The sequence below is a fragment of the Vibrio sp. McD22-P3 genome (assembly GCF_021568915.1).
Classification (GTDB): Bacteria; Pseudomonadota; Gammaproteobacteria; order Enterobacterales; family Vibrionaceae; genus Vibrio; species Vibrio mediterranei.
In genome coordinates, this window is the sequence record NZ_JAKGTN010000010.1 from 129,769 (window position 1) to 144,429 (window position 14,661).

Here is a 14,661-nt window from a genome sequence, read left to right on the forward strand (position 1 = left end):
GCAAAGAAACGACGAAAGGCCTACATAGTAGGCCTTTCTAAGTGTCAACTTATAAAGGTATTTTAATTACTCTATTTGTTTGTTCGTACTTGACCGATTAACGGATTTTTCACTGGTTGAGCTATACCGTAAACCACGACAATACCGTTTCCTCCTCCCATGGTTGATGTTCTGCGCTCAGGATTTTTATCAGTTAAAGCAGTAATAACGTTCCAGTTATTGGCTACCCATACGTTACCTGCGTCGTCCACCATTGTGTCGGTTGCTTCTTGCATAACACCACTTTTGTATGAGTGAATAAGGTCACCCGTTTTGGTATCCGCAGGGCAGCTAGAAGTATCTTCACCGCACACTTGAGCAAAACCTGTACCTAAGAAGTTACCCACAAAGACATTGTCAGCACCGTCAATACTAACCCCCCATGCTGCATAGATTTCTTTATCAAGTAAGTTAGATTTTACCACTTCACCATCTGGAGAAATCATAGTTACGTTGCCTGTTTTTGGTATATCAGCTTGGTGCGCAAATATGTTCTCAATTGAGATACGGAATTCATCAATAATGCTTGTTCCTTTTGGAATGTTAGGTAACGGGTAACCTGGAGACAAGTTAGCGCCTACCCATACGTTGCCTTTCGAATCAATAGCGAGACCACGTGGAGCAATACCAGTTTTAATTTGTTTCGCATTAGCCGGGTTATCTGCCTCAAAACGTGTGACTGTCATTGAGCCGTTATTTGTTACCCAAACCACGTTATTGTTGTCAACAGCGACCGCAAATGGTCGTTTAAGTCCCGGTACATCAACGATCTCGCCTTTAGTGTAATCGCCTTTAGGGAAACGTATCATATGATTGTACTGGTTATCACAAACCCATACATCGCCATTTGGAGCAGTTGCTAGACCCTGTAATTGGCCGTGCTGACCATTAATAGTTGCAGGGCCGAGTGCTTTACCTGTCAGATCGAATACACCAACTTTTGCATTGAATGTACTAATCCAAACCTTGTCTTTTGACACAGTAGTACCCCAGCCGCTGCCATCGAGTCCTTGACTGTTATACCCAACTAGAGGAGGGGATAGTGGCTTGCCACTCGGCGCCATTTTTACTACGCCACCGCCAATCGCTGTACTTAAGCCCGACTGAGAACCTGGCATCCAGTTTTGTCCGCTCCAAAGCTGACCTTCGTTATCAAACATCAGGCGACCCGGAGAATAAATACCGCCACCAGTGAAACGAACCATAAGTGCAAAATCATCTGGCCTGTAGCTCAAGTATGGTAAAAAGTCTGTATCTCGACGCTGCTCCCCCTTTGGATAGACATAGGCATTAGCAAACTGATCAAACAAAGCCTTAGTGTGTAAATAGGGCTGTTGGGCAATCTTGGATAGTGCTTCCAAAGTATCATCACTATTTGTGATCGCTAAGTATTGGTCACATAAGCCGCGTGCTTGCTCTGCACCACAAAGCGTAGTTAATGCTGCAAGCGTATTCATTCGAGCGACGGTCTCGGAGTCTGCTGAGTTAACTCCGTTGATTACTGTGGAGCCAAACTGGCCTGTTTGCACATCAACTAAGTTTTGAACTTGCTCTGAGCCGATAAGTAACCCGTTTTTAGAGCCACTTAAACCATAGTTTTGAACGTATTGTTGGGCATTTGGCCAAAGTGAACCGATAGTAGAGAGTTCATTCAGTACAATGTCACCTTGCTGCTGGCTATTTAAAATTGCCAAGCTTCGGTATTTTTCGACGGACTTGCCTTGGATAGTGCCGCCTTTTGCCGTTAGGTAATAGACCCCGTCGTCTTGTCGTGTATTCTCAGAAAATGATACCAGGCCATCGTGTCCACTTTTACCTTCAGCCATAAGCACTGGTGATTGACCAGCTTGTGTATACCACAATGATACTTGAGCATCGCTAATTTGTTGGTGGTCAGATTCTACCGTCACATCAAACGACAGTGTGTCACTTGCATGGACGCTAGCGGATAGCGCAAGAGCAGCAGGAAGAATAGTCGCGAGTTTAGAAGCTTTCATGGTAATCCTCATGTGTAAATTCAGTAAGTTGTTCTTAGACATAAAGAGAAGAAACTTCCTAATTTGCTGTCTCGCCTCAGTTGATGGGGTAATACTAACCATCCGGTCGGTCGAGAACAATCAACAGCACTAAGATGTGGATTAAGTTTGGTTCACTTAAAGTTAAACTCAGATAAATGTATGTTAGTTAACAACTAACACATGCACAGAGGTGAGGAAGGAAGAGAGTAGTGTTAGGTAACAGGGCAGTTTAGTAAACGTTTGAACACTAAAGTACTTCCATCAACAAACAATGCTTGTCGTTGATGCTCTTCGTAAACTAGGTTCTGCGCTGTAGACATAAACATTGAATAGACAGACTCAACTAGCACTTCTGTACTCTCATTTTGTAAACCATTACGGTGTTGGGCTTCCTGAATAAGACGGTGCAGTCCATCAAGTGATTGCTGTTTAGCTCGCTGACGAGCTTCTCTAGGAACAGAGCGAGATGTGTAATACATGCTCAAAAATGCTACTTTCTCTGGATTTACAATTGCCCAAGATAGGCTTTCTCGCCATAAAAGCTCTAATCGAGCATTGATATCTAGGGTCTCATGGCCAGTAAAAAAGTCGTAATCTGTCTTGATCGATTCATAAATTGCATTTGTGAGAGCCTGTTTAGATTTGAAATGATGGAATAGCGTTGCTTTTGCAACCTCTGCCTGTTTCGCTACCTCAATGGTGGATAAGGAATCGATGCCTGTCGTTGTTGCTAGCTCAAGAGCCACTTCTAAGATACGTTGCCTTTTGGCTGTCACTGTCCTAACTCTCTCTTTTTAAGAACCTTTTTGAGTATAGATAGTAAATTGGCAGTAGGGAACATCGACCAAAAAAAAGAGCCAGCTTAAAGCTGGCTCTTGATTCTCATAACGACAGCGAGATTACTTTTGACCAAGTTGGTGTGCAGTAAGGATCGCCGCGAACACACTGTCTGCAGTAACAGGGAATGGCATGTTGTGAATGGTCTCACCTTCAGCCGTTGCGCCTTCTGCTACTTCAAATAGCTTGTCTTTGTTGATTTCTTTTACGCCCATTTCAAACAGGTTAGTTGGTAGACCTACTTCGCGGGAGAAGTTGATTACAGTGTTAATCTCTTCCATTGGTGCGTTTTCTAGAACAAGTTGAACCAACGTACCAAATGCTACTTTTTCGCCGTGATACAGGTGGTGACATTCTTCAAGTTTCGTTAAGCCATTGTGAATAGCGTGCGCAGCCGCCAAACCTGAGCTTTCAAAGCCGATACCGCTTAGGTATGTGTTTGCTTCGATGATGTTTTCAACAGCCGTAGTGCTGACGCCATTTTCAACGGCAACTTTTGCTTTTAGGCCATCTTCAAGCAGCGTTTCGTAGCAAAGTTTTGCCAGTGCTTGGGCAGAGCGTGTTGGTGCGCCACCAGCCATTGTTGCTTTGCCAGATGTCATGTTGGCGCGTGCTTCGAAGTAAGTAGATAGAGCATCACCCATACCAGCTACAAGAAGACGAACTGGTGCGCCAGCGATAACTTTGGTGTCCATAACGACCATATCTGGGTTTTTAGGAAATAGCAGATACTCAGCGAATTCACCTTCTGGTGTATAGATGACCGCTAGTGCACTTGTTGGTGCGTCAGTTGAAGCGATAGTTGGTACCACAACAACTGGGATCTTAGTGTAAAACGCTACTGATTTAGCGGTGTCTAGCGTTTTACCGCCACCGATACCGATGATGACATCGTTCTTTTGAGTTGCGCAGATGTCAGTAAGGCGGTCGATTTCGACACGTGAACATTCACCGTTAAATAGGTCCATTGCCAACGGCATATCTTCTTTAGAGAAGCTTTCTTTAACTGTGTCGCCTACAAGGCCAGTTACAAATTCATCAGCAATAGCAAGTGGGTTAGCACCAAGTGCTTTTACATAGCTAGCGATAGAGCCTAATACGTTTTCACCTTGAACATACTTACTTGGGCTAATAATAATTTTGTCCATTTTTTCAGACCTTCTGTTAATGGTTATCTTTGTTTCAACGTTGGATTCATCATAGATATCAAGGCTGCGTTTACTAAGTCATTCTCCACTGCGCTTGTTGTTTTTATGACATGGCTAGCAAAGCCAGATTTGCGAAGAATGGAGAGTATGCTCATATCTTGGAGTAGATCACTAAAAGGACAAAATAGCGACGTTGGCGTTTCAAAATGAAACGATAAATAAACGGAAACGTTTCATTATGAAACGCAAATTCTTTTCGTTGTCGGGGGAGGATTTGTTCATATTATGGACCTAAACCTACACAAATCCAATTAAACGAACATTAAAAATTACAAAAGAGAAACAAGGTATGAAAAAGCTAATAAATAGTGTTGAAGACGTTGTAAAAGAGCAAATGGAAGGTCTTGCTGCCTCTCGCCCACAATTAAAAGCTAACTACGAGCCACGTTATATGTGGCATGAGGAAACGCCAGGACAAGTGGCGTTAGTTTCCGGTGGCGGCGCGGGTCACGAACCATTGCATGCGGGCTTCATTGGTAAGGGTATGTTGACGGGTGCTTGCCCAGGTGAAGTATTTACCTCACCAACACCTGACCAAATGTACGAGTGCGGTAACCAAGTGAACACGGGCGAAGGCGTTTTATTCTTCATTAAAAACTATACTGGTGATGTCTTGAACTTTGAGACAGCGGTGGAGCTTCTTCATTCTGACGGCATCAAGGTTGGCTCGGTGTTGATTGATGATGACGTAGCGGTAAAAGATAGTCTATATACCGCAGGACGCCGTGGCGTTGCTGGCACAGTACTTGTCGAGAAAATCGTGGGTGCAGCAGCAGATAAAGGTTACTCATTAGAACAGTGTGAAGAACTCGCTCGCCGAATTAACAATAACTGCCGTTCGTTCGGTGTTGCTTTAGATGCATGTGTAGTACCAGCAGCGGGCAAACCATCTTTCCAACTTGCAGATGACGAAGTTGAATTTGGTGTTGGTATCCACGGTGAACCGGGTATCGAGCGCATTAAATACACCAACGCTGACGAGTTGGTTGACAAGATGTTCCTTGAGCTAAAAGAAAACATCGCTTATAGCCGCACGCTGCGTATTTGGAATCGTGTCGAAGGTGAATGGGACGAAGTAGAGTCAACGATTGAGAACTTTGAAACAGATCATGACTATATCGCTATTGTGAACGGTCTTGGTGCAACTCCAGAGTCGGAACTTTACGGTGTATACAACCGTTTGGTACATAACTGTGAGAAAGAAGGTTTCCGTCTTGCTCGTAACCTAGTGGGTAACTACTGTACGTCTCTGAATATGGAAGGTGTGTCTATCACGCTATTAAAAGCAGACACAGAGATGCTAGAGCTATTTGATGCTCCGGTAGATACAGCAGCGATGAAGTGGTAAGCCGAGGAATAACATATGCAAATTGAAAAACAACACATCATTAATTGGCTTGAGCTTTGCGCAGTATCGTACGAAGAAAACCAAGATTTTCTAACTGATCTTGACCGTGACATCGGTGATGCTGACCATGGTCTAAACATGAATCGTGGTTTCAAGAAAGTAAAAGAAACCTTGCCAAAAGTTGAGAAACAAAATATCTCAACCATTTTGAAGAATACTGGTATGACATTGCTGTCTAGCGTTGGCGGGGCGAGTGGTCCATTGTACGGCACGTTATTTATTCGTACAGCTGCGTCCGTAGGAAGCCGTGAATCTTTGACTTTCCAAGAGTTAATTGACGATCTTAAGAGTGGTGTTGATGGTGTTATCTCTCGCGGTAAAGCAGAGCAGGGCGACAAGACCATGTGTGATGTTTGGTTACCTGTACTAAACGAGATGAAAACGTCTCTAGAAGGCGGTACTAGTCCTGATCATTTACTTGATGAAATGGTGGAAGTTGCAGAGAAAAGTGCAACGTCAACGATTGAAATGCAAGCGAAGAAAGGCCGTGCAAGCTATTTAGGTGAGCGCAGCATCGGTCACCAAGATCCTGGTGCGACGTCATCACTTCTAATGATCAAAGCACTAAGACAGGCGATAGCAGGAAAGTAAGCATGGTAGGCATTGTAGTAGTATCGCATAGCCGCCTATTAGCAGAAGGAGTGGCCGAACTGGCCACTCAAATGACGCAAGGCAAAGCTAATATTGCGATCGCAGCGGGAGTTGATGATCCTGAGAACCCAATCGGCACAGATGCAATTGCCGTTATGGGGGCGATTGAAGAAGTATGTGACCAAGATGGTGCTGTAGTTTTAATGGACTTAGGTAGTGCGCTACTTAGTACTGAAATGGCATTAGAACTGTTAGATGATGAGACCCGTGACAAAGTCGCGCTGGTGTCTGCGCCAATAGTAGAAGGCACAATGGCAGCGTCCGTAGCGGCGGCGGCTGGCTTATCTATTGAAGCGGTAATCGCTGAAGCCTCCAGTGCTTTAGATGTGAAAAAAGAACATCTAGGTGAGGAGCTTACTGTGCAGACTCCTGACGCTGTGGGCGAGTCTGCCGACGATGCGAATGCGTTAAGCTTTCAATGGATGGTTAAAAACCCTCATGGTATTCACGCACGACCAGCTGCGGCGATCGTAGGTTGTCTAGCGCCGTTTTCTAGCGATGTGTATCTAGAAAAAGCAGGACAAAAAGTCAGTGCGAAGAGTCTAAATAGCATTGCTAAATTAGGGGTTCGTTGTGATGAACAGATTACGTTCTATGTCAGTGGTGATGATGCCCAAAACGCATTAGATGCTTTTGTTAGCCTTGCCAATGAGCACTTTGGTGAAGCGGAACAAGTCGCTAAAGGTGAAGTAGTAGAAGAGGTATTGGAGCAAGCTCCCGAGCTTACTAACGATATTGAAGGCGCCTTGGCCGGTATTAGTGTCAATGGCGGTATCGTGACGGCTCCCGCAGTCATCTTTACCCAAGAAATGCCCAATGTTCCGATACGCACATTTACCAATGCAGAGCAAGAATTTGCGAAGCTTAAACACGCTATCGCAGAGGTTAAGCAACATTTAGAAGCTCAAGCAAAATTGCCTCATGGTGAAATCTTTGCTGCGCATGCGATGATGTTGGCTGACCCTGAAATTGCGACTCAAGCAGAAGCAAAAGTTGCAGCGGAGTTAATCGCTGAGCAAGCGTGGATGGACGTGATGTTGGCGCTAGCGGCACAATATCAAGCTGCGGAAAGCCAATACATGCGTGAGCGTGAAGCAGACGTTTATGATATTTGTCGTCAAGTGATGCTGTCATTGACGGGTGAGAAGCCGAAGGCGATAACCATCGAGCAGCCAAGCGTTTTACTCGCTCGTGACTTAATGCCTTCGGATGTGGCGGGTCTTGATAAATCAAAAGTGGTAGCTATTTGTCTAAGTGAAGGCGGTAAAACCTCTCACAGTGCTATCTTGGCAAGAGCTATGGGAATTCCTGCAATAGTAAAAGTTCAAGGTTGCCTTGAACAGGTTAAAGCAGGTGATAACATCACAGTAGATGGCTTCAGTGGATTATTGTGGTTTGCCCCAACTCAAGCGGTACAGGAAGAGCTAAAGAGCAAGCGTCATGAATGGCTTGCGGCTCAGGAGGTCGCGTTACAAAACGCTCAATCACAAGCAGTAACCCAAGATGGTACCTCGATTCACGCTTTGGCTAACATCGGTGGTCCTGAAGATATAGAAGCGGCGTTAGCCAATGGCGCTGAAGGGGTTGGCCTGTTCCGTACCGAATTTTTGTTCCAAGAAAGCGCAGAACTACCAACAGAAGATGAACAATATACGGTCTACAAAGAGATTGCAGCTGCGTTTGGCGACAAGCCAATCACGATCCGCAGTCTTGATGTTGGTGGTGACAAGCCGCTTGCCGCATATCCGATGCCAGAAGAGGAAAACCCTTTCTTGGGTCAACGTGGCGTGCGTCTGTGTTTGAAGCATGAAGCGCTTTTTGAAACGCAGTTACGTGCAGTTTTAAGAGCTTACGCAGAACAACCTAACATTCAATTGATGATTCCAATGATTGCAACGGTTGCTGAAGTAAAAGCAGTGAAAGCATTGATCGCTAAACAGTGTGATAAGTTGGGGTTGCCTGAATCCACTCTGCCTGTTGGCATAATGATTGAAGTACCAGCTGCGGTATTCAACGCGGATGCCTTAGCGGCAGAGGTCGACTTCTTCTCGATTGGCACCAATGACCTAACACAATATGTTATGGCGGCTGATCGAGGAAACACTGAAGTTGCTGAGCTAGTAAATTACTTCGAACCAGCGGTTATTAAAGCTATCGAACTGACCATTCAATCTGCAAACAAAGCCGGTATTTCGGTTAGTATGTGTGGTGAAATGGCAGGGGATGTTAAAGCGACAGAGCTATTGATGAATCTAGGGCTGAGAAAATTCAGCGCGAGTTCTACACTGATTCCAGAACTTAAACAAAAAGTACGTTCCCTAGATTTTGCAAACGTATAATCATCTTTAATATAGCTAAACATGGCCAGTAGTTAACACTACTGGCTTTTTTGTTGTTTGGATCTACACATTCATCGATTGTTTTGCCAGTGTTTTAACCCTTCGAGTACACCAAGCGCATGGGTATTTTTCGCCGTATAGACATGAGATAAAGAAGAAAGGTGCGCGACCTCTTGATAGTGATTCGCCACCAATATTGCGTTAATCCCTGCTATGGTCAGCATAGCGGTATCGTTGCCGGAGTCGCCTGCAACGACAACTTCTGAAGGACAGAGCTTATGCTTATTCATTAAGTGGTGGATGGCTGTTGCTTTATTTATACCTTTTGGTGTGATGTCTAAAAACCAATCGTGCGAGTAAGTGAGGTCGACATACAGCTCATTTTCTTGAAACAGAGCTTGTAGGTATTGTAATTGCTTACCGTCTAATCTCCCTTCATAAGTCAGCTTATAGCTGCCCTGATGTTCAGGTGTCTGTTTCCCCAAAAAGCCACAATCATGTAACGCGGCAGAAACTCGTCCTTCATCCCATAGACAATCCATTTTTGTGTGCCAGTCATAGTCAGGGGTTAGCGTACGTTTATGATGAATCTGAGTACCGACGTCACTGACAATAGTGTTAGGTCTAGGTAACGTATGCTGAGCTAATCCATCGTTAATTGAATGAAAGGTTCTCCCCGTAGCGACTACGAACTGCATACCTGTTTGAGCTTCAACGTAGGAAGTAAACTCTGATAACTCATCGGTAGGCCCACCACTGATTGTTCCATCAAAATCGCATACCAACATCTTTATCATTGAATAAACTCCTTTTTTCTTGATTTAAGTGTATATCAACGGAAAAAGACAGAGTGATATTTCTACGGAATTTTTCCTTACTAGCGACAAGAAAAAACGCGACTAGCCTGAAAACTAGAAATACGTGGGATGTGAGCCACACTTGTTTTATAGATTGTGGAGGGAATTGAGATGCAAAGAAGGCAATTTATAACAGTCTGTTCAATATGGTTTGCTTGGCCTGTATTGGCTAAGACTCCACTCCCCAAAACACCATCACAAGCTGAAGGTCCGTTTTATCCAGTAGCGAACATACCCATTCGTTCGAATCTTATCCTAGATTCAACAATGTTGATTGGTAAGCCCTTTCAACTGAGTGGTAAAGTGCAAAATTCAAAAGGTGAGCCTTTAGCTGGAATTCGAGTAGAGATTTGGCAGTGTGATGGTGATGGTTACTATGATCACCCCAAACAACCCAATGTCGAGCAGTTCAACCGAGCATTTGCCGGCTTTGGAGCTGTTGAATCCGATATTAACGGACGCTTTAACTTTTCCACTTTGTTCCCCGTCCCTTATGCGACTAGACCTCCCCATATTCACGTAAAGTTAAAAAAGGGAGACAGTGAGTTATTGACGACACAATTATATCTGAGGAATCAAACAGGCGAAGAATGGTGGGGAGGAAGTGAACGAGATCAGCTTCAGTTAGATGTTACTTCGAATGGGGAACAGTTGGAAACCTATTTCCAATTTGTTGTTTAAATAGAAATAAGTGATATTCCTAAAGCGATTGTTAAAGGTATTAATATAGGAATCTTGTGCTAGCTTTAACAGTAGTTTGCCAGCTACTGATATGTGGATAAGATTCAATGACGATATGTGTACTAGGTAAAGTTCCCCAATTGCTCAGCAATAGTGCTCTAGAGCTAAAGAGTGTTGCTCTAAACGAAACATTGTTAGCGCAATCAGGCGTTGTTTGTGTGTTAAACCTGAACAATGAGGAACAAGATCGCATGTTAAGTCAAATACACCGTTCTAACTACGGTTGGAGCTGGAGAGTATTTACTTGTCAGCCGAGTTTCCTGAGTGATTATTTGTCTGATGGATTAGTGGATAGTGATTGGTTATCTAGTAAAGAAAAGCATTTGCCTTTTGAGAAGCTTAATCGAATCATCAATGAGCCGAGCGACAAATTATTAGCTTATTTATGGCTGGATGAAGCGAGAACACTATCTCCGATGAAAGTTATCAGTGAGACGGCCATCTACCGTTATCCCTTGTTGGATATTTATCATAACCAAGTTCGAACCCCTTTTCGCTACCTTCATAGGTTAGTTGATGCTGACTTAATAGAAGCTGACCGATGTGTCGACAGAGTGCGTTATTGTCACTCTTGTCAGTCTGGACACTTGAATTTTGTCGATACTTGCCCTTCGTGCCATTCAATTGATATCAAAACTTTTGACGCATTGCACTGTTTTACATGTGGCCATGTAGATGATGCCAAGCTGTTCTTATCAAGAAGAACAATGAGTTGCCCAAAGTGTCATACTGAGCTTAAACATATTGGAGTAGACTACGACCGACCATTAGAGCTGTATGATTGTAATAACTGTCATCAAGAGTTTGTAGAATCTGATGTGGTAGCAAAATGTATGACATGTGACCATACCAATTCGATCAATGAGCTAACATCACGAAGCTATTATCACTACTCAGTAGGGGAAAGTGCGCAACGCTATCTTTTAGATGATCAGCTTGAATCAAAGCGTAACATCATACTTTCTGGCTCTGTAACGACGTCGGTTTTTGAAGCAACTTTAGCTTGGAAGAATCAACTTTCCCTTCGACATAAACATCAAGATCTTTTAATTGGAATAAAAGTTCAAAACATAGATGACTATATTTTGAAGTTTGGGGATGTCGCTTATATCGAGTTTATCAGTGCGTTTTCAGAACAGTTAGAATCATTGTTCAGAACTACGGACTTGAGTTGCCAGTACACAGACGATGTATTCTTTATACTTCTCCCTCATTGTGAGTCGAGTTTTTTATCCGTTATTGAAACAAGAATTTCAGAGTTTGCTGGCAAAGTAGATTCAGAATTACTTTCTTTGATAGTCAAAAGTTGGTTATTGCCAAGCATAGAACTAAGTGTTGCTTCCGAATGGTTAAGTGAAAGGAAGTCAGAATTAAATGATTGAGGGCATAATCACAGTCGCAAAAACAACCTCTACTCAAGTATTCACTAATACAGAATTATTGATTACGTTTTTGCCTGTCATTCTGATGGTGGAGTTGCCTTTGATACTTTTAGTATTAATAGGCATTTTTAAATGGCATTGGAAAAATAAAGTGCCAGTTAACACGCACACACCCAATGTTAGCTTCATCATCACTTGCTACGGTGAAGGAAAGGGAATAGAGGTCACAGTGGATACGCTGGTGGAGCAAATATACCCAGGTAATATAGAGATACTCGCTGTTGTCGATGGAGCAGTTCAGAATGTAGAAACCTACCAAACTGCAATGAAGCTTCAAGAAAAATATGCTTCGCGTAAAGATAGAGTAGTTCGGGTTATTCCTAAATGGCAGAGAGGAGGCAGAGTCTCAACCTTAAACACCGGCTTATATAAAGCGAAACATGACATTGTGATCAACGTTGATGGCGACACCTCTTTTGATAATGATATGACGTTCAAAATGATGCGTCAGTTTACCGATTCTAATGTCATAGCAAGTGGTGGGGCATTGAGAGTTAGAAATTGGGACAAGAACGTGCTGACTAGGATGCAAGCCCTCGAGTATATGATGTCAATGCAAGGAGGAAAAACCGGCACCAGTCAATTTGGGTTATTAAATAATATCTCAGGAGCATTTGGTGCGTTTAGGAAGAAGCAGTTAAAACGTGTTGGTGGGTGGGACACTCATACTGCTGAAGATTTAGATTTGACCATGCGCCTCAAACAGTACAAACGTCGTTACCAACAGTCAAAGCTCGCTTTTACGCCTCATGCAGTTGGGCACACAGATGCTCCCGATACATTAAGGGACTTTGTACTGCAACGACTGCGTTGGGATGGTGACTTGTTATTTCTGTATCTTCGAAAACATATCAAGGGATTAACACCACGGTTACTCGGCTGGCCTGTATTTCTTTATACGATGGTTTATGGTGTTCTTCAAAACGTCCTGTTACCTATTTTCATCGTGCTATTCACAAGCTACATTTTTGCTAGCTACCCAATTTTATTTTTTGCGTCAGTATCCTTTATCGTGTACGGGATTTATCTAGGCTTTGTCGTAGTTAAATTTACGGTTTACCTATGCTTAATATCCGAGAGAAAAAAAAGTGATGTTAGCCTTGCTGGTTGGCTAGTCTTCTATCCGATATACGCTGTCTTTTCTCGATTTGTGACAGCTTTTTCAATTATCAACGAAACAGTGCGACGCTCTCACGAGGAGTCGAGTATGGCACCTTGGTGGGTACTAAAGAGAGGTAAGAGATTTTGAAAGTTACATTTCAAATGAATAAACAAAAATCGCCACAAAAAGAACGTGGGATGAACGTTGCCTATGGAGAAGCTAAGCGAACGGGTTATAGGCTTCGCTGGTTTGCGTTGCTGGCGATAGTTATTTTCCCCGTTGCGGTGGCTCTGTATTATCTAGTGAAGCCGCAGGTTTTTACTATAGCTCAAGGTGTCGTGAGCTATGAGCCGGTTTCTATTAGCGCGCCGCAAGAGAGCGTAGTTGAGAGTCTATTCTTTGAAGTTGGTGATAGTTTTTCGCAGGGACAGTTTTTACTTCAGTTACAAAATAGAGTGTTGGACGATGAAATCAGTTTTTTACAAGGGCAGATTGATGAGTTAGAGAGCTATGCTCAACGCAGAGGAAAAGACCTTTCGAGTATGTATGCTTTATCGGAAATGGAAGCACAGAAAAACCTAAACGAAATTGAAAAAATAAAGAGTGAATTTCAGAAGTTTAATAATGAAGGATTAGTCAGTACCGGGGATTATGCTTCTGTTTTAAACAATTATTATTCAGCACAGTCACTTAAATCCAAAGCTTCGCTAGAACTGGCTCTCGCGAAGTTGGAGGAAGCTGACGAACAATATGTTGGTTCGATTACCAATATTATTCGTCAACTTAAACAAGAGTTAAATCGCAAACAGAGTCAAAAACGCGCTCTACTTATTTCTGCACCATTTGATGGACATGTGATAGACGTTATTGCAAAAAGAGGGGAGCGGTTTGAAGCGCATATGGAGTTAATCACGATTGCGCCAGATACTGATCAGGTTAAAGTCATCGCTTACTTAGATTCAAAACACATTGATAAGGCGAAGGTTTCGAGCAAAGTAACCGTTAAATTACCGAACGGAGAGAGACTTAATGCTCACGTATCTAGCCCTACAGAACTTGCCTCAAAACTACCGATTCAATTATCCAAGCCTTTTGAGGGCCAGCAAGCTCTGTTGGAAGTAGTATTGACCATCGATGAACCAGTTCCACCTAGAGAAGAACTGATTCAAGGTATGCCTGTAGAGGTCTACTTTTAAGAGTTGGCTGCGACAGGCTGATAACGTCCTGGCTTGTGATTCATCGCTAAAATTAGGTTAGTTGCAATGGCTCCGACAACGGATAGAGCGATGAGGTAGAAATCGACTACAAACAGTGACAGAACCACAATAGTGCAGTCTAGTGCCATTTGAACTTTGCCTGCTCGTATGCCGAAGCGCTCTTGCAAGAACAGAGCGAGAATATTAAACCCACCTAAACTCATTTTATGACGGAAAATGACCAACATGCCCATTCCAATGAGTCCACCACCAATCAACGCAGCATAGATTGGTTCAATGTGTGCGATCTGAATGACGTGGTGAAGATGGTCTACCGCGAATGAAACGATACTCACGGCAATAAAAGTATTGATGGTGAACTGCCATCCCATTCGGGTTACCGAAAGAATGTAGAACGGTAGGTTAAGCATAAAGAACACTTGACCAAAACTGAGAGCGGTCACTTTAGTGATAAACAGCGCGAGTCCCGCAGTGCCACCGGTCAGTAGCCCCACTTGGTTGAAAAAAATAACGCCAAGTGATACCAGTGCGCTGCCAAGAGTGAGAGCGAGTAGGTTCTCTCTAAGGCTATGATCTTTGTCCATAAAGACACTTCCTTTGAAAATAAAAATGATATCTACAGTGCAAACGATCCTTCGTGGAACTTCACAAATGTAAGAGGCGCGAGTTTAATTGTGACGGCAGGGTGGTGTCGAGTTGATGGCTGATATAAGATTTTTATTGAGTGTTTCGTCAGATTTACACTTGGCGCATACGATGCTATGAGTGAGTGTGGGATCTGACCGTTTGGATAACAGTCACC

Annotated in this window: 12 protein-coding genes; 7 read left to right on the forward strand and 5 right to left on the reverse strand. The window is 43.3% G+C overall.

Going from position 1 to position 14,661, the window contains the following annotated elements:
• Positions 1-71 precede the first annotated feature (71 nt).
• The 3 genes from L2W36_RS13505 to L2W36_RS13515 form a co-directional block, all read right to left on the reverse strand.
• The gene (locus L2W36_RS13505) at positions 72-2,036 is read right to left on the reverse strand and encodes a hypothetical protein (protein ID WP_236110259.1); all 1,965 of its coding nucleotides are present in this window, start codon (positions 2,034-2,036) and stop codon (positions 72-74) included.
• Positions 2,037-2,269: 233 nt separating this feature from the next.
• Complete coding sequence (locus L2W36_RS13510; RefSeq protein WP_236110260.1) at positions 2,270-2,833, reverse strand: TetR/AcrR family transcriptional regulator; 564 nt, start codon at positions 2,831-2,833, stop codon at positions 2,270-2,272.
• A 123-nt stretch (positions 2,834-2,956) separates the two neighbouring features.
• A complete protein-coding gene (locus tag L2W36_RS13515; protein ID WP_236110261.1) occupies positions 2,957-4,042 on the reverse strand; it encodes a glycerol dehydrogenase in 1,086 nt (361 codons plus the stop codon).
• Positions 4,043-4,391: 349 nt separating this feature from the next.
• On the opposite strand from L2W36_RS13515, the gene dhaK reads away from it, so the two are divergent.
• Genes dhaK through ptsP form a run of 3 tightly spaced genes read left to right on the forward strand, consistent with a single transcriptional unit; the run spans position 4,392 to position 8,500 of the window.
• Positions 4,392-5,450: a dihydroxyacetone kinase subunit DhaK gene (gene dhaK / locus L2W36_RS13520; RefSeq protein ID WP_236110262.1), complete on the forward strand. Its 1,059-nt coding sequence runs from the start codon at positions 4,392-4,394 to the stop codon at positions 5,448-5,450.
• Positions 5,451-5,465: 15 nt separating this feature from the next.
• On the forward strand, positions 5,466-6,101 hold the full coding sequence (dhaL, locus tag L2W36_RS13525) for a dihydroxyacetone kinase subunit DhaL (protein ID WP_006069634.1): 636 nt from the start codon (positions 5,466-5,468) through the stop codon (positions 6,099-6,101).
• Between the two features lie 2 nt (positions 6,102-6,103).
• Complete coding sequence (gene ptsP / locus L2W36_RS13530; RefSeq protein WP_236110263.1) at positions 6,104-8,500, forward strand: phosphoenolpyruvate--protein phosphotransferase; 2,397 nt, start codon at positions 6,104-6,106, stop codon at positions 8,498-8,500.
• A 71-nt stretch (positions 8,501-8,571) separates the two neighbouring features.
• Here the strand turns inward: ptsP and L2W36_RS13535 are convergent, their stop codons facing one another.
• Entirely contained in the window at positions 8,572-9,297 is a 726-nt protein-coding gene (locus L2W36_RS13535; RefSeq protein ID WP_062461329.1) for an HAD-IIB family hydrolase, read from the reverse strand.
• Between the two features lie 171 nt (positions 9,298-9,468).
• On the opposite strand from L2W36_RS13535, the gene L2W36_RS13540 reads away from it, so the two are divergent.
• The 4 genes from L2W36_RS13540 to L2W36_RS13555 all read left to right on the forward strand — a co-directional run bounded on the left by L2W36_RS13540 (position 9,469) and on the right by L2W36_RS13555 (position 13,838).
• Entirely contained in the window at positions 9,469-10,038 is a 570-nt protein-coding gene (locus L2W36_RS13540; protein WP_124942167.1) for a dioxygenase family protein, read from the forward strand.
• 107 nt (positions 10,039-10,145) lie between these two features.
• Positions 10,146-11,480, forward strand: coding sequence for a diguanylate cyclase domain-containing protein (locus L2W36_RS13545; RefSeq protein ID WP_236110264.1), 1,335 nt, complete (start codon positions 10,146-10,148; stop codon positions 11,478-11,480).
• The gene (locus L2W36_RS13550; protein WP_198558983.1) at positions 11,473-12,789 is read left to right on the forward strand and encodes a glycosyltransferase family 2 protein; all 1,317 of its coding nucleotides are present in this window, start codon (positions 11,473-11,475) and stop codon (positions 12,787-12,789) included. Before L2W36_RS13545 ends, L2W36_RS13550 begins: the two co-directional genes overlap by 8 nt.
• A 14-nt stretch (positions 12,790-12,803) precedes the next feature.
• Complete coding sequence (locus L2W36_RS13555; RefSeq protein WP_198558982.1) at positions 12,804-13,838, forward strand: HlyD family secretion protein; 1,035 nt, start codon at positions 12,804-12,806, stop codon at positions 13,836-13,838.
• On the opposite strand, the gene L2W36_RS13560 is transcribed toward L2W36_RS13555, so the two are convergent.
• On the reverse strand, positions 13,835-14,443 hold the full coding sequence (locus L2W36_RS13560) for a YitT family protein (RefSeq protein ID WP_124942163.1): 609 nt from the start codon (positions 14,441-14,443) through the stop codon (positions 13,835-13,837). The genes L2W36_RS13555 and L2W36_RS13560 overlap by 4 nt on opposite strands.
• Positions 14,444-14,661: the final 218 nt, after the last annotated feature.